12 protein-coding genes and 2 pseudogenes are annotated in these 16,651 nt (G+C 60.8%); 9 read left to right on the forward strand and 5 right to left on the reverse strand.

Translation table 11 applies throughout. The features are described from left to right. Positions 1-63 precede the first annotated feature (63 nt). The 3 genes from KU306_RS18245 to KU306_RS18255 form a co-directional block, all read right to left on the reverse strand. Positions 64-1,854 carry a sensor histidine kinase gene (locus KU306_RS18245; RefSeq protein ID WP_258303677.1) on the reverse strand — a complete coding sequence of 597 codons (1,791 nt, stop codon included), beginning with the start codon at positions 1,852-1,854 and terminating at the stop codon, positions 64-66. A gap of 157 nt (positions 1,855-2,011) precedes the next feature. Next, positions 2,012-3,250, reverse strand: coding sequence for a PQQ-dependent sugar dehydrogenase (locus KU306_RS18250; RefSeq protein ID WP_258303678.1), 1,239 nt, complete (start codon positions 3,248-3,250; stop codon positions 2,012-2,014). Between the two features lie 338 nt (positions 3,251-3,588). Next, positions 3,589-5,289, reverse strand: a complete 1,701-nt coding sequence (locus tag KU306_RS18255; RefSeq protein ID WP_258303679.1) for a histidine kinase N-terminal 7TM domain-containing protein — start codon at positions 5,287-5,289, stop codon at positions 3,589-3,591. Positions 5,290-5,530: 241 nt separating this feature from the next. Here KU306_RS18255 and KU306_RS18260 point away from each other — a divergent pair, with 241 nt between their 5' ends. The 9 genes from KU306_RS18260 (at position 5,531) to KU306_RS18300 (ending at position 16,018) form a co-directional block, all read left to right on the forward strand. Next, positions 5,531-6,709 carry a sensor histidine kinase gene (locus KU306_RS18260; RefSeq protein WP_258303680.1) on the forward strand — a complete coding sequence of 393 codons (1,179 nt, stop codon included), beginning with the start codon at positions 5,531-5,533 and terminating at the stop codon, positions 6,707-6,709. A 332-nt stretch (positions 6,710-7,041) separates the two neighbouring features. Next, entirely contained in the window at positions 7,042-8,616 is a 1,575-nt protein-coding gene (locus KU306_RS18265) for an ABC transporter substrate-binding protein (RefSeq protein ID WP_241429823.1), read from the forward strand. Positions 8,617-8,714: 98 nt separating this feature from the next. Then, entirely contained in the window at positions 8,715-10,286 is a 1,572-nt protein-coding gene (locus KU306_RS18270) for an ABC transporter substrate-binding protein (RefSeq protein ID WP_007541355.1), read from the forward strand. Then, on the forward strand, positions 10,283-11,233 hold the full coding sequence (gene nikB, locus KU306_RS18275) for a nickel ABC transporter permease (RefSeq protein ID WP_258303681.1): 951 nt from the start codon (positions 10,283-10,285) through the stop codon (positions 11,231-11,233). The genes KU306_RS18270 and nikB overlap by 4 nt, the downstream gene beginning before the upstream one ends. Further along, positions 11,230-12,120, forward strand: coding sequence for a nickel transporter permease (gene nikC / locus KU306_RS18280; protein ID WP_049918645.1), 891 nt, complete (start codon positions 11,230-11,232; stop codon positions 12,118-12,120). The genes nikB and nikC overlap by 4 nt, the downstream gene beginning before the upstream one ends. A gap of 4 nt (positions 12,121-12,124) precedes the next feature. Next, the gene (locus tag KU306_RS18285; RefSeq protein ID WP_258303682.1) at positions 12,125-13,216 is read left to right on the forward strand and encodes an ABC transporter ATP-binding protein; all 1,092 of its coding nucleotides are present in this window, start codon (positions 12,125-12,127) and stop codon (positions 13,214-13,216) included. Between the two features lie 4 nt (positions 13,217-13,220). After that, positions 13,221-14,453 (forward strand): oligopeptide/dipeptide ABC transporter ATP-binding protein, encoded by a 1,233-nt coding sequence (locus KU306_RS18290; RefSeq protein WP_309138760.1) that lies wholly within the window; start codon positions 13,221-13,223, stop codon positions 14,451-14,453. Continuing rightward, positions 14,450-15,178 (forward strand): NAD(P)-binding protein, encoded by a 729-nt coding sequence (locus tag KU306_RS18295; RefSeq protein WP_258303683.1) that lies wholly within the window; start codon positions 14,450-14,452, stop codon positions 15,176-15,178. The genes KU306_RS18290 and KU306_RS18295 overlap by 4 nt, the downstream gene beginning before the upstream one ends. A gap of 543 nt (positions 15,179-15,721) precedes the next feature. Then, entirely contained in the window at positions 15,722-16,018 is a 297-nt protein-coding gene (locus KU306_RS18300; protein WP_258303684.1) for a DUF8011 family protein, read from the forward strand. A 157-nt stretch (positions 16,019-16,175) separates the two neighbouring features. Here KU306_RS18300 and cas2 read toward each other — a convergent pair. Next, positions 16,176-16,313 (reverse strand): annotated as a pseudogene (gene cas2 / locus KU306_RS18305) (CRISPR-associated endonuclease Cas2); the annotation flags it as partial. Between the two features lie 5 nt (positions 16,314-16,318). Continuing rightward, positions 16,319-16,525 (reverse strand): annotated as a pseudogene (locus tag KU306_RS18310) (type I-B CRISPR-associated endonuclease Cas1b); the annotation flags it as partial. Positions 16,526-16,651 lie beyond the last annotated feature (126 nt).

The raw sequence follows: 16,651 nt of genomic DNA on the forward strand, positions 1-16,651 counted from the left end.
GAACTGCTATTATCAGCGTGAATGTTTGATGTTCACTCAGTATCGGGGGAAATCAGTTGACGGTTAGCCGTGTTTCGGTAGCTCGACGACGAACACCGCGCCCTCGGGGTCGTTGTCTTCAATCCAGACCGTGCCATCGAACCTGTCGACAATCGTCTTGACGAGGTACAGTCCCAATCCTGTTCCACCGCTTTCCAGTCCTTTGTTTCCTTTTCCGAACACCGCTTCACGTCGCTCTGGCGGCACTCCCGGACCGTTGTCCGCAACGCGCAATTGGACCGTCTCGTCTGCCGGTCGAACGTCGACTGTCACCTCGGCAGTGTCTTTGTCGTTGTGCTGGACTGCGTTGCCGACGAGATTTCGGACGACCGGGCGTAGCATCTCGTTCGCCCACACAGTCACGTCTGGAAGTGGTTCGGAAACCTCGATTCTCGCGTCGGCGAACGTCGAACACAGGTGGTCGAGTTCGTCGCGAAGGAGGGACACGAGGCTGGTCGGCCCGTACTCCTGGTCGTCACCGAGGAAGATTCCAGCCATCATCTGTGCGTTCTCTGTGACCTCGACAGAGTGTCGGGCTGCCGAACTGATGCGGTCGAGATGCTCGTTGTCGTCGTCTAACTCTTCGTCGAGCAGGTCGGCATACGCGAGTACCAGTTGGAGGTCGTTTCGGATGTCGTGGCGAATCACCTGATTGAGAACCTCCAGACTATCTCGTTGGTCTTCGACCCGCTGTTCGCGGTGGACTCGTTCGGTGATGTCTTGGAACGTTCCCCGGGCACCCACCGTCTCCCCGTCGACGACCCACGGTTCACCGCGGGCGCGGACCCAGCGAACCGCATCGTCGGTCGTCACGATTCGAAGTTCGAGGTCGTAGGGCGTGTTGTCGGAGCGGAGTCGCTCGAAGGCGTCTCGTATCGCCTCACGGTCGTCAGGGTGGTAGAACTCGATAGCGTCGGAGAGGTCGATGTCCGCGTCGGCCGGCAGGCGGTGAATCTCGTACGTCTTTTCTGTCCACGTGAGTTCGTCCGTCCTGAAATCGACTTCCCACCCGCCGATTTCAGCCACCTCTTGGAGCTGTCTGAGGAGGTTCTGATGGCGATCTCGCTCCTTCTCGCGGCGCTTCTGTGCGGTGATATCCCGATATATCCAGAGGTTCGCATCGCCGTTCGGGAGTTCGTAGGGGACGTAATCACGGACGATGGTCCGGCCATCCGCGAGTTCGAGTTCCTGGCCTCGAACGAGCTCTCGCTGTTCGATGAACTCGTCGTTGCTGTCGATGAATCGTTCGGGGTCGGCGAACAGCCCCTTCATCTCTTCGGCGGCCTGTGCGCAGTCGCGTCCAATCATGCTCTCTGGGTCTAACGGGACCCCGAGTGCTTCTCCCAATGCCTCGTTTACCATCAACACATCGCGATTCTCGTCTTCGACGAGGGTGCCAAGCGTGAGGTTTTCGAGAATCGTCTTCAGCACGACCTTCGACTGGCCTGTCGTCGCGCCTTCTTGCGACGTTGTGTCTGCCTCCCGAGCCAGTAACAGCCGCAGGTCGCTGTCTCGCTGCGGGAGCTTCGAGACCGAGACGTCGGCTCGGTAGCTGGTCTCGTCCCCTCGGCGCAACGAGACCGTAACGCGGTCACTGCTTCCGTTTTTCAATAGTCTGCGAACGGTCGAGCTGTCGCCGTCGGGGACCAGCACTTCGACATCTTGTTCGACCAGCTTCTCGGCGGGATACTTGAGACGGTCGCAAGCGACCGAGTTGACATCGTGAACGGTCTCGCTCTGACTGTCGACGACGATTGCGGCTTCGTTGAGGTGCCGCCAGAACGCCTCCTCTGTGTGCTCCCCCGTGTGCGACATTGATACGACCTACTTGTGGGGATTTTGTCGTATAAGCATTCGGTGAATTTCGACGAACTGAAACTGCCGGGCGGAGCGTCGTGTATGCGAGGCACGCGGTCGCTTAAGAATTGGGTCTGTTACCGACTACTCTCGGCTCACACGGGTCTGTTACCGACTACTCTCGGTCCACACTGATTCTGACGAGAGGTGCCTTCTCGGCATCGACGACGACGTAGAGGTCACCCGAATCGGGGACGGCTAGTACGTCCCGGATACGCCATCCGCGGTCGGCCAACAGCGGTTCGGCCTCGGTTACGGTTTGTCCGTCGACGGTGAAGTGCGCGAGATACTGCGAGGCGAGACCAGCGACGAAGAGGTCGCCCTGCCACTCCGGAATCGCATCACCCGTGTAGAATGCCATCCCACTCGGTGGGAACCCGCCGCTGCCGCACGGCCACGAGAAGACCGGTTCGACGACGTCGTCTCGCTCGGCGTGCGAGACGCCAATCGGCTCACCGCTGCCGTAGGTACAGCCCTCGTCGGCGACGGGCCACCCGTAGTTCGCCCCGGCTTCGAGGACGTTTATTTCGTCGCCGTCTTGCTCACCGAACTCCGTCTCCCAGATATCGCCCGTCTCTGGGTGGGTGGCTAACCCCTGCGGATTCCGGTGGCCGTAACTGAAGATGGTGTCTCTGGCGTCTGGGTCGTCGACGAACGGATTGTCAGCGGGGACCGAGCCGTCGGCCTCGAACCGCAGTATCGCCCCCAGTTCGTTGGTCGGGTCCTGTGCGACGTGGTCCGGTCCGAAGTTTTTGAACTGGCGGTCGCCGACGCTCACGTACAGTCGCTCGTCGCTGTCGAAGGTGATTCGCGACCCGAAGTGGCCGGTCGAGTCGACGAACGGGGCGGCGGCGTGGAGTCGTTCGAACCCCGTAATACGCGCCGCATCTACGTCGAGGCGTCCGCGTCCGAGGTGAGTGCTCGACGTCCCGTCGTCTCGCGCAGCCGAATACGTGAGATACACCCACGGTTCGTCTGGGTACTGTGGGTGGAGCGCGACATCGAGTAGCCCGCCCTGCCCGCGTGCGTACACGTCGGGCGTCCCCTCGACGTGCGTCGTCGCGCCCGACTCGCGGTCGACGAGCAACAACTGGCCACCCTGTTCAGTCACGAGGAGACGCGAATCGTCGGGCAGCGATTCGAGCGCCCACGGGTACGTCAGTCCCGTCGCAACGCGTTCGGCTGTGAGGTCCGTTGATACAGTGTCTGTGCGCTCCGCATTCTCGGACTCTGATTGGCCAGTCGCTGTAGACTCTGTTTCGGTGTCCGAACCAGTACCGACGCCACCGACGCAGCCAGCGAGTGCGGTCCCCATGGCCAGTCCACCGAGTCTGAGGTACGTTCGTCGGTCCATCTCGATGTCGTACCGAAGGCCTCAGTGGGTTTCAATGGTGCGACAGTAGTTCACTGCGCTCGAAGACGCGCGCTCCGTAAGCCGCACGCTCCGTAAGCCGCACGCTCCCCATCGCTCGGGTCTCTGGGTCGTGGTTGGCCGGGGTCGTGCCACGCGAGTAGTCTCACCTATCTCGGCCCGTCGTTCACCCTGTTGGTGGTACTTCACCAACCGTCGGGTGTTGAAAGAACAGCAGGAGGACGAGCCTCATCAATGAACTACATTGACGACTGCTGCCATCGCACGAACTGACAGACCGAAGCAGGAACCGGAGTGAGACCAACGTGGGAATTCACCGCTCATGAATCTCTCTGTTCAGTCACAAATTCGAAACGCGCCCCGCCCTCGTCGCTGTCCGTGACCCCGATTCTCCACCCGTGTGCTGTCGCAATCTCCGCGACGATTGCTAAGCCCAAGCCTGTTCCGTCCTGCCCCGTCGAGTATCCGCTTTCGAAGATTCGTTCCTTGGCTTCGAGTGGGATTCCGCTGCCGTCGTCGGCGATGTAGAATCCGCGGTCGTCTTCGAGGGTACCGATTGTAATCGCCACGTTCTCTCCGCCGTGGTCGATTGCGTTCCGCAGCACGTTCTCCACTAGCTCTTGGAGACGGGTTGGGTCGGCGTGCACTGTCACGTCGGTATCGACAGTCAGCGTCGCGCTCGCTGTCTCGACGGTCTGCCAACAAGTGTGGGCGAGTTCGGCGATGTTGACCGGTTCGGTCTCGCTTATCGCGTTTCCAGACCGGGCGAGCGTCAAGAGATTCTCGATGAGGAGTTCCATCCGCTCGTGTGCCTGCGTGACTTTGGCCAGACTCTCACTGTCGTTGTCGTCTCGTGCCAGTGTGACCCACCCTTGGGCGACGTTCAACGGATTTCGGAGGTCGTGGCTCACGACCGACGCGAACTGTTCCAGTCGGTCGTTCTTGCGCTCGATTGCCTGCTCTCGCTGTTTTTGAAGCGTCACGTCCCGGAATACAAAGAGAAAGCCGAGCGACGAATCGAGAGCGCCCTCGGCTGTCGCGGTGTGAGCACTTCGGGGGACGATTGGTGAGACAGCCAGTTCGTACTGGTACTGAAGTCCATCGACCTCGGCCGTAATCTCGATTGGCTCTGTCGAGGTCCCGACCGGCGCTGTGGAGAGTTGGGGGTACTCTTCGAAGACTGCTGTCGTCGGCATTCCGATTGCGTCGCCGTCGACGTCGAACAGCGACTTCGCCCGGCCGTTGAGGTCGACCACGCGCCCGTCGGTATCGACCGCGACGACCGGGTCGGTCATGTTCTCGAACAGTGTCTCTCGGGCAACTGGAACGAATTCGAGAAAGTCGGCGTAGAACAGCGCCCACAGCACGATTCCCGAACTGAGGACGATGCCGATGACACTGAAATCTAACCCCGGAATCCGAACGAAGTCCATCAATTCGAGAAACCCGGTCGACACAGGTAGTACGCCGGTGAAAACAAGCGATGCTGTCTGAATTTTGCTCACGCCCCGGGCGCTCGCGTAGCGTTCCAAGAGGATGCTGAGACCAATCAGCATGAGCGTCACCCGCAACAGCGTATAGCCGTAGAGAATCACACCCGGTGTCGGGTCAATCAGTCCTGACTGTGGGAGGTTACTCGTCCCTGTCGCGTACAGGTGATGCAGCGGGTTTGTGAGGATACCTACCCATTCGAGACCGATGAACCCGAGGAGTCCTCCGACGACTGGCTTCTGTTTCCACCACTCGTGTCCACTGTACTCGACGACGACGTAGAACCACGCGACCGCGGTTGGGCCAATGACGATGAACACGACGGTCTGTGCTGCTCTCGTTACGTCTGGTGCGACGATGAGCGACGCCACCCCTGCCGCAACCGACCAGACGGCAGCCGAGAATGCCATCACGACGAGGGGAAAGCCGCCTGGTCGCGCGCGGTACTGCCAGGACAACGCTGTAATCACGAAGCAAACGCCCCCGATACCGAGTTCGAGGAACGAGACGACGAGTGTACTGGTGGTCATGTATCAGCCGAGTCGACAGTGGTGTCTGTCACCTACTCTCGTCGTACTCATCTCTCCATTATAATATGACTGCTCGCAGGGGTGAGAAGTATCCGATATTGGGGCTGTAGACGATACCCGAAGGCGTCGCAGCTTATGATTCGTAGTGACGAAAGAAGTCTTGAAAGCATCCCGCTGGTGGATGGCACTGACGACATATTGGGCAAAAGATACATTCTCCAGGAAACACTTTCACTATTAAATGTCGAAACGGCGCCACGTTCTGGGGTCCCGCGTGAAGCAGCTTCCACAGCTCATCATGGGGTTCGGGGGGTTGCTTTTGTTCTCTGTCCTCGGAGAGTGGGCGGTTCTCGGTGAGCTGCGGGTGGACTGGTTGCTGTCGACGGATTTTCTGGGGTATATCGTCACCACCAGCCCGTTCGTGCTCGGTCTTCTCTACGGAGGCTATTGGCTCGAACAGAGCGCCTTAGAGCCAGCCCGATACGCGCGAGTCGGTTGGTGGCTTCTCGCTGGGCTGGTCATCTATGTGGGAATCAACCTCTTTATCATCAGCGTGTTTCCCGCCGAAATCGACCTCTCGTTTTTCTTTGGCTGGGTGAGATTCGCGATTGCGATGGGTTCCGCTGGGGGACTCGTAATCGGTATCATCGAAGCGCGTGCTATCCAACGCGAGCGTGCAGCAGAACGCGCTATCGTCTCTGCGGAAGAACTCCGGTACCGTAGCGACCAACTCGAGTTTTTCAACAGCATCCTCCGACACGACGTGCTCAACGGCATGACAATCATTCGGGGTCACGCGGAGCTTCTCACCGAGGACCTCGAAACCGAAGAGGAACGCCGGTCCGCCGAGACGATTCTCCGCTGGTCTGACGAAGTCGTAGACGTCATCCAGCGCGTGCGGGCTATCATCCAGCGGCTGACCGGACAGTCGAAGCTTCCACTGACGAGCGTCGACCTCTCGACTATCGTCGCCGAGGAAGTCGAACGCGTGCAACAGACCTACCCTCGTGTCACCTTCGAGACGCGCGTGCCCGACGAAGTACACGTGAAAGGAGACGAACTGCTGAGTGAAGTCTTCGGCAACGTCCTCACGAACGCTGTCATTCACAACGACTGCGACGGATTAACCGTCACCGTGACGGTCGAAGTGGACGACGAGGCGGGGACGGTTAGAACGCACGTCGCGGATACCGGTCAGGGTGTTCCCGACGACGAAAAAGACGCTATCTTCCGCCGAGGAGAGTCGAACAGAGAGAGTGGTGGCTTCGGTCTGTTCTTCGTCGACACGATGGTGTCTGTCTACGGCGGTGACGTATGGGTCGAAGACAACGACCCACAGGGTGCCGTCTTCGTCATCGAACTCCCACTCGAAACGGAGACGCGTAATCTCGAAGCTCCACCCTACCTCGTCCGCCAATAACGACACCCCATCCCTTCGGTTTTGGTTATCTTTGCGGAGCCTCACATCGAACGAATGGCCGGTGAGACTCCTTGGATTCGGGCCGTGAGGGCAACTCTCATGTCGACCTACCCCCGTCGCGTCGGAAAGTTGAGTGGCAGAGATGTTCTCATATCACTCACACAAGTCTATTTTAGTTATCTAAACCAAAGTTGTTTTTACTGAGGCACATCGCGTGTCTGGTATGTCTGCTGAACACCCTCCGTCTGTCTCTCCGAGCGAGGACGTTCGGGTACAAATCTGTGGCTTTCCGGTAGCGCCAGCTGAGAAATTTGTCACACGGGGGGCTGTCGATGCGTAGGCGCTCTTCGAGACGGCGGTTTCTCGCCGGGCTCTCGGCTGGTGTGTCTGGACTGATTGCAGGCTGTACTGGCTCGCAACTCAGTCTCGGCTCCGACTCTGGCACGGGGGCCAACACCGACTCGCAATCCAGTTCTACCGAGTCGTTTAGTGTCGCACTCGCCCGCGACCCGACACGAGAGAAGTGGGACATCTACGGCGGTATCACGCCGTACTACACGCACGTCTTCGAACCGCTCGTGGACACGACAGCGGAGATGAAGACTGCACCGTTGTTGGCGACCGAGTGGGAGGCCGTCGACGAGACGACGTGGGAGTTTTCGCTTCGCGAGGGTGTCACCTTCCACAACGGTGATTCACTGACCGCCGACGCGGTCGTCAGCTCGTTCGACCGCGTCTTCGAGCAGTGGTCGTGGGTTCCGGGGTGGATTGGTGTCGAACCCGACGGCGTCACGGCAGTCGACGACACCACGGTCCGATTTCAGACGACGGAGCACTTCCCCGCGTTCCCGGGGACGATTTCGCACAACTACTTCGGTATTCAGCATCCCGACCCGGACGAGACACCAGTCGGAACGGGGCCCTTCCAGGTCGAACACGTCGAAGAAGAGCAGTCGATAACGCTCACGCCGTACGAGGACTACCGTGGAGACTCTGTGGACCCGACAGAACTCACGTTCGAGTGGGTCAAAGACCCGAATACGCGGGTGTTGTCGCTTCAGAAGGGTTCGGTCGATATTGCGGAGCAAATCCCGAAGAGCCGAGCAGCGGCGCTTGCCGACGCGGACGACACGGCTATCGAGACGCAACTCACTCCCGAGGCGGGACTCGTCGCGGTCAACCTCTACACCGCGCCGACCGACGACGAACAGCTTCGAAAGGCACTCAATTGGGCGGTCGACCAACGACAGATTGTCGAGCGCGTCCTGAACGGAACGGGAAAACCGGCCCGAGGGCCGATATCGTCGGTTATTCCCTGGGCTGTTCACGACGACCTCCCGACGTACGGCCCCGACAGAGAGCGGGCGCGGGAGTTGGTCGAGGACTCTTCTTACAGCGGCGAATCGCTCACGATTCTGATTAACAGCGAGAACACCGACGACAAGATGGTCGCACAGACGCTCTCGGGGTGGTTCGACGACATCGGCGTCGCGAGCGAGATTCGACAGGTCGACCCGGCGTCGTTCTACGACACCTTCACCGCCGGCGAGGCACACCTGACGCTCGTCAGTTTCGGCTCGAACAGCGCCGCCTGTGATTACCTCGTTCGGGCGATGTTCCACTCGGAGGGCAGCGACAACCGGAACCGCCACGAGCAAGATGGAACTGGAATCTACAACCCCGGACCCGAGGTCGACCGCCTCATCGAGCGCGGCTATCGAGCTGAGACGGTGGCCGAAAAGCGCGAGCACTACGGTGCAGTACAGAAACGAGTCGTCCAGACGGGTGCCGTTATCCCGCTGTACTACGACGAATCCGTCTTGGCCCGGCGAGCGACCGTCTCAGGAATCGACGGCCACCCAGTCAGCAAGATGACCGATTGGTCTGGGCTCTCTCGGAGCGACTAGCATGCGCCGAACCAACCAGACGGGGGAGTGGTCCGCCGCCGACTCGACAAGTGCATCAATCCGAAACCGAATGACAGCGATAGAGACGAAGCACATCAATGGTTGATATTACGAGACGACAGACGTTGTTCGGACTCGCAACCGGCGTGTCCGGTCTTGGTGGCTACTGGGCGCTCGGTGGCGACTGGGTATCTGGTGACGACGGGGCACCCAGTGGCGACGATGCGGAAGCCGACACGATTACCGTGGGGTCGCCGTGGACGCCGGATTCGTTAGACCCGGTCGTAAACGGGTGGCTCTGGCGTCGCATCAGCGTCCTCGAACCGCTGTTGACTGTCGATTACGACGCGACAGTGGCTCCCGGTCTCGCTACCGACTGGCGTCGAGTCGACGACGTGACGTGGGAATTCGACCTCCGTGAGGGGGTGACGTTCCACGATGGGACCGACCTCACGGCGACCACCGCACTCCCCTCGCTTCGGCGGGCGTTCGAGTCGAGTTCGATGGCTTCCGTGCCTGTCGAATCAGTCGAGGCGGCCGACGACCAGACAGTCGTGATTCGGACGGACGCGCCGTTTTCGCCACTCCCGGCACACTGTACCCGGGGCACGACGTGTCTCGTCTCACCGGCCGCCATCGCCGACGATGGGTCGGTCAGCGAGCCAATCGGAACCGGCCCCTTCCAGTTCGAACGCTGGCGACAAGGGTCCAGTATCACGGCGACGGCCACCCCCGACTACCACGGCGTGCCCCCTCGGGTCGAGACGCTCATCTACGAGGGAATCACCGACGACCAGACACGGCGGTTGAAACTCGAGAACGACGAGCTAGACATGGCTCGAATCCTCCCGAACGAAACGGCCGACACCCTCGAATCACGCGCCAACCTCACCGCCCACACGTACGAGATTCCGCGGGCACGGTTCCTCGTCTTCGACGTGGACTCGTCTCCGTTTTCGGACAGGCGCGTTCGCAGCGCGGTCATGCACGCGGTCGACCGCGACGCAATCGTCGAGAATATCCTGAGTGGCCTCGGCTCGGCGGCAGTCGGCCCGTTCCCGTCGAACATCACGGATTGGGCGGTCGACGACCTCGAACCGTACGAGTACAACCCGGAGCGTGCGCGAAGTCTGCTCTCGGAGGCAGGCTGGGAACAGGACGGTGAGACCCGAACTCGCGACGGAGAATCGCTCTCTGTGTCCATCTGGACCTACAACTCTCGTCCGAAGCTCCCCACAATCGCACAGGTGATACAGCGACAGCTTCAGGAAGTCGGGTTCGACGTCGAGGTCACGCTCATGGAGTCGGCGACGATAAAAGAGCAGGCGAAAAGCGGCTCCTTCGACGCCGTACTCTGGTCGAGTTCGGTACTGTGGTATCCCGACCCGGACCGACTGTCAGACTTCGTCCACTCGGAGGCGACGACGATGTTCAGCGGCTTCGAAAACGAGACGGTCGATAGACTCCTCGAAGAGGCGCGGCGCACGAGTGACCGTGACGAACGGTTCGAACGATACGCCGAGGTCCAACGCATCGTTCACCGTGAGGTCCCGATTGGCTGGCTCACGTACTATACGAACGTCGTCGGAACACGTGCCGATATCGACGGCTATCGCCCGCACCCGACCGAGTCCTGCTACCATCTGGAGAACGTCACACGGCAACGATGAACGGCTGGAAACTGGCCAGACGATTGGTAACGATGCTCGTCGTGCTCTTCGGCGTCTCGGTGCTCACCTACGGGCTCATCTTCGTCACGCCCGGTGACCCGGCGCGAACGATTCTGACTCAGCAGATGGGCGGCCAGACCCCGTCACAGGAGGCGGTCGAGCAGTTCCGTGCTGCCAAGGGTCTCGACGACCCGTTTCCTGTCCAGTACGCTCGCTGGGTGGGCAACGCGGTTCGCGGCGACCTCGGACAGTCGTACTACAGCGACCAAGCGGTCACCGCGATGATAGCCACGAGGCTCCCGAACACTATCGCACTCGGGGTCGCGTCGATGCTCGTCGCGGTCGCGATTGCCGTCCCAGCCGGAATCGCGAGCGCGGTCGAGCCGGGGAGCCAGACCGACTACGCCGCGCAATTTGGCGCGCTCGTCGGCGTCTCGATGCCGAACTTCTGGCTCGGCTATCTGCTCATCATCGTCTGTTCGCTCTGGCTCGACCTGTTTCCCGTCGCCGGTGCGGGTGGGCTCGAATATCTGGTCTTGCCGGCGTTGACGCTTGGTTCCGGTATGGCCGCCGTCATCGCCCGATTAGTTCGAACGGCGATGCTCGACGTGCTCGACGACGCGTACATCCGAACCGCCCGGTCGAAGGGGTTGCGCGAGCGAATCGTCGTCTACAAACACGCACTCAGGAACGCGCTCGTCCCCGTCGTGACGATTATCGGGCTCCAGTTGAGTTACGTCCTCAACGGGGCCGTCGTCGTCGAGGTGGTGTTCCAACGACCGGGACTTGGGACGCTCTTGGTGGACGCGATTTTCGCACGCGACTACCCGGTCGTACAGGGGGTGACGCTGCTCATCGGCGTCATCTTCGTGGTGACGAACTTCGCTGTCGACCTGACGTACAGCCGACTCGACCCGCGAATCGACTTCGGAGGTGAGCCGACGTGAGCGCCGCTCAATCTGACCCCCAGCAACGCACAGCCGACAGCCGAAGTCGGTTGACTGATACGATTCGGTCGAACCGCCTCGCACAGGTCGGTGTCGTCGTCGTCCTCTCGCTGGTCGTGGCCGCCGTGTTCGGCCCGCTCGTGTCGCCGTACGACCCAGTCGAGCAGAACCTCGCTCACCAGTTGGAACCGCCGTCGCCGACCCACCCACTCGGGACCGACCAACTCGGCCGCGACGTACTCACGCGACTGTTGTACGGGGCCAGACTGTCGCTCGGAATCGCCGTGGCCGTGACGGGCGTCCGACTCGTCGTCGGCACCGCAGTCGGCCTCGTCGCGGGCTATGCAGGCGGCTGGGTCGACGAAGCGTTGATGCGACTCGTCGACACGCTGTTGGCGTTCCCCGGAATCGTGCTCGCGCTGGTCATCGCCGGCGTTCTCGGGCCGAGTCTCGTGAACGTGATGCTCGCGCTGGCCGTCGTCGGCTGGGCGTCGTACGCCAGACTGGTCCGAAGCAACGTCCTCGCGCTTCGAAACCGGGAGTTCGTCACCACCGCCAGATTGCTCGGCCGGTCCCGGACACACGTCGTCGTTCGGCACCTGATTCCGAACGTCGTCGCTCCGGTCGTCGTGCTCGCGACGCTCGATATCGGCGGCGTCATTCTCGGGACCGCAGGGCTGTCGTTCATCGGGCTGGGCGCACAGCCCCCGACGCCCGAGTGGGGGACGATGCTCGCCTCTGGGCGCACGTATCTCCAGCAGGCGTGGTGGCTCGTCAACGCCCCGGGCGTCTGTATCATGATTACCGTCCTCGGGTTCAACCTCCTCGGTGACAGCCTCAGAGACGTGCTTTCGCCGACGCAGTCGGCGCAGATGGAGCAACTCTGAACAGATGAGCGACCCACTCCTCCGCGTCGAAGACCTGCATACTCAGTTCAACACCACCCGCGGGACTGTCCACGCCGTCGATGGCGCATCGTTCGCCGTCGACCGCGGCGAAATCGTCGGTATCCTCGGCGAGAGCGGGAGCGGCAAGTCCGTCACGGCGCGGTCGATCTGTCGCCTCGAAGACCCGGGACAAATCGTCGACGGGACGGTCACGTTCGACGGGACCGACCTGACGACCGCCGACGAGTCGGCGCTTCGCCGGATTCGCGGGTCCGATATCTCGATGGTGTTTCAGGACCCGACCGAGACGCTGAATCCGGTGTTTTCGGTCGGCGAACAGATTGCCGAAGCGGTTCGGATTCACGACACAGAAAAGCGACAGCGACTCCTCGATTTCCTCGGCGTGCCGCTGTTCCGAAACCGGTCGGCGTGGTCGGACGCACACGAACGCGCCATCGAGTTGATGGACCAGATGGACATTCCGAACCCCGAATCCCGGTCGTCGGCGTATCCACACGAGTTCTCTGGCGGGCTGCGTCAGCGTGCGGTCCTCGCTATCGCGCTGGCGAGCGAGCCGTCGCTCCTGATTGCCGACGAGCCGACGACGGCGCTCGACACGACGACGCAGGCCGACATCCTCCGACGGTTTCGCACGCTCCGAGACGAGCGTGACCTCGGTATCCTCCTCATCTCTCACGACATCGGCGTCATCGCACAGACCTGCGACCGCGTCGTCGTGCTGTACGGCGGGCAGGTGATGGAATCCGGCCCGGTCGAGACGGTGCTGACCGAACCGGCGCACCCCTACACTCGAACTCTGCTTTCGTGTTCGGTTCGAAACAGTGAGCCGGGTGAACGGGTTCGGTCGGCCGAGGGGAGCCCACCAGACCCTCTCGGTGGCCACGAGGCCTGCCCGTTTGCCGACCGCTGTCAGCACGCGACGCCGACCTGTCGCGAGGGTCGTATCCCGACGACCGAACTCGACGACGGGCATCGCGTGGCCTGCGTGGAAGCACCGCTCGATGCGTCCGCTGAATCGCCTCATCGACAGGCGCCACCGATGCCAGATGGAGGTGCAGAACGTGACTCTCTCTGACGGCGTGAAACAGCGTGTAGAGGGCGAGAGCAAACCGGAGTCGGAGCTTCCGGTAATCGAGTTGCAGAACGTCTCCAAGTCGTTTTCGGGCGAGCGGTCGCTCTTGGACCGCTTGCGTGGTCGCACCTCGACTGCGAAAGCGGTCTGTGACGCGTCGCTGGCTGTTCACAGCGGCGAGACCGTCGGTGTCGTCGGCGAGAGTGGCTGCGGAAAATCGACGCTCGCCAAACTCCTCACTGGCCAACTCACGCCCGACTGCGGACAGGTGCTCCTCGACGGGACTCCCGTTGGCGGGCTCGCGGAGCGGTCGCCAACCCAGCGCCGCCGAATCGGCGTCGTGCTCCAGCACGTTCGCGGGAGTTTCGACCCTCGGTGGCCGGTCCGTCGGTCGCTCTCGGAGGCGCTCGACGGCCCAAGTTCTGTCTCTCGCTCCACTTCTCCCTCTTACTCCAACTCTGCCACTCACTCGAACTCTGCCACTCACTCCACTTCTCCCTCTTACTCCAACTCTGCCACTCACTCCACTTCCCCCTCTCACTCCACCTTCGATTCTGCCCTCGACGACGTCGCTGGGTTGTTGCGCAGCGTCGACCTCTCACCACAACTTGCCGACCGCTATCCCCGAGAACTATCTGGTGGGCAACTCCAGCGCGTTGCGCTCGCTCGCACCCTTGCACACGACCCCGACGTAATCGTCCTCGACGAACCCGTCTCTGGACTCGACGTCGCGACCCAAGCGACGATTCTGAACCTGCTCGCCGACGTTCAAACCCGGTTCGGCGTCGGATACGTGTTCATCTCGCACGACCTCGACGTCGTCCGGTATCTTGCCGACAGGGTCGCTGTCATGTATGCCGGTGAGATTGTCGAGTCGGGACCAGCAACGCAGCTCTTCGACCAGCCGAATCACCCCTACACCGACGCGCTCCTCGGTGCGATTCCGAGTGACGACCCCAGAGACGACCCACCGAACCCACTCCACGGCGACCCTCCAGACCCAACGAATCGACCGACTGGGTGTTCGTTCCATCCACGCTGTCCCGCGGCGACGGCGGCGTGCACCGAGCGCCGCCCCGAGTTCGAGGCGATTGGCGGCACCCGCGTTCGGTGCCTTCATGCACCGGATGCCACGAGCGACCGCGACAGTGACGACCACGGCGGTGACGACCACCGCAGTGACGCACCCTCTGAAAGAGCGACTGGCCAACCGGACATGACCAACGCAAACCGACCATGACTGACAGCCCCAACACTGAGACGCCCGACAGCGACGACATCGCCATCGTCGGCGGCGGACCGGCCGGTTCGGCAGCCGGCGTCTTTCTGGCTCGCGCCGACTTCGACGTCCTCTGTTTCGACCACGGCCGCTCCGCGCTTCGGAAGTGCGCGTTCCTCGAAAACTATCTCGGCTTTCCGGCCGGTATCTCGCCAGCCGCATTCCGCGACCTGATGCACGAGCACACCGACGCGGTCGGGTGTGAACGAGTCGAAACGGCGGTCGAACGTATCTCGAAGCACCCCTCCGGTGACGGATTCCGCGTTCACAGCCGAGATGCGGCGTTCGACGTTCGCTACGTTCTCGCGACCTCGTGGGCCGAGACCGACTACCTCTCTCCGCTTGGTGTCGAGACTGTACAAGAGGAACACCCGGGCGATGTCGAGGTGGTCGTAACCGACGACGACGGCGAGACCACCGTCGACGGGGTCTATGCCGCAGGTCGAATCACCGAAACATATCACCAGGCGCTCGTGAACGCCGGTGACGGAGCACGCGTCGCACGGTCGATTATCGAGCGCGAGCGACCGAACTACTACAACGATTGGGTCGTTCCAGCGGGCTACTACGACCAGTTCGACAGGGCTGTTCCCGAGGGTGTCGAAGAAATCACGCACGACGAACGCCGCGACCGCGAGCAGCGTGCGACACGAGAGCTGGCTGCGTTCTTTTCTGACCGGGTGTAGCGGGTTCAGCTGTCTCTATCGAAGGAACTCGTGTTGGTCGGTGCGTGAGTGTTGCTTTAATCCCAATCGGTTCGTCTGTAACAACCGCTCAGGTCCGACCCGTCGTCAGAGATGCTGCTTCAACCCAACTAGGGTTCGTCTGTAACCATGGCCAATCCGGCCACTATAGCCCTCCTACACCCCGTTCCCACTCAAGTGTTTCCGTCGACCCCCAATCATCCCCAAACCCCCGGGGGTCGAAGCTACAGAAACCGCGCATCGTCAGTCGGGTCGTCGCCGATAACCGTCCGGTCGACGTATTGAGCAGCCCCAACGCGATAGATAATCACCGACTCCTCGGGGTTCAGCAGCGATTCAGTATGATTTCGAATCGTTTGGCTCTGTTGAAATCCTCAGATGCTGACAGTTTGGAGAGGCTATGCTGAATACACAGCGCGAGTCGGTCAGCGCCATCAGCACCGTTTCACGACCACACTATACTCGTCTTAGCGGCGGGTACACAAACCCAGCAATATTTGAACGTCGCCGGAGACAACACGCTTGATGCCCTCCATTATCGATGAGACCGTGTTCGGCGAGCCCTCTAGAGGGGTTGGACTGGTTTTTCTCTGTGGCGCACTTCTGATAGCCGGGCAGCAAGCGTACTACGTCATTCTAAAAGGGGCGACGCTCTACTATGCCACACTATTTATTGCTGCTGGGATGGTCCTCTCCGGCATTGCCGAGTCCTTGCCAAAATCTCGACGACGGGCTTCTGGTGCCCTGCGACTCACAGCGATCGCTGTACTGGCGGGATTTCTTGTGATCGGCTTCGTCAGGCCCGAGCTCCTCTTAGTGTGATTGAGCCGGTTGGGTTGAGTTCACCGCTCTTGTAAGGAGTTCATTCGCACGGAGGACTCATTGGGAGTGACCGAAAAGACAAGGGGTGAAGTTGCTACACGCACCCTCTGTATCTCGCACACCAATCCTATCAGCTCCTTAGGATTTCAACAAAGCCAATCGTTTCTAAATCACCTTCGGTAACCTCGCCCCCGAAGACCGAGTTTTGCACATGAGTGAGATACTTTCGGAGAAAATTCAGCATCAATCGTGTTCGGTCTGCTCGTATGTCGTACACAACGATGAGATACACCACAGTCACTACCACCGCTTGAATGGGACATACTCCTCTCCAGTGAGGAGATGCTTTTTCAGTTTGTAGGCCTCGATTCGAAGGAGATACTGGTAGCTCACCTTCCGGTTCAATTGCGGGTGGTTAACCGTCTGCTCTAGCGTCTCCTCGAACGCTTTTCCGCCACTCTCAGTCAACAAGCAGGAATTGAGCTCTGTTTCAAAATCTGGTCGCGTTCTATTGTGCTCGACACGCCTTCCTACTACCGGATAACATGGTGCGGTAGTAAATACTAAGTGACAGGAGAATGCATAGTCATGTCATGACAATATAGAACTCTGCCCAGAAGTAGACCACGCCAA

The sequence above is a fragment of the Haloferax larsenii genome (assembly GCF_024730625.1).
In the GTDB taxonomy this organism is placed as follows: Archaea; Halobacteriota; Halobacteria; order Halobacteriales; family Haloferacaceae; genus Haloferax; species Haloferax larsenii.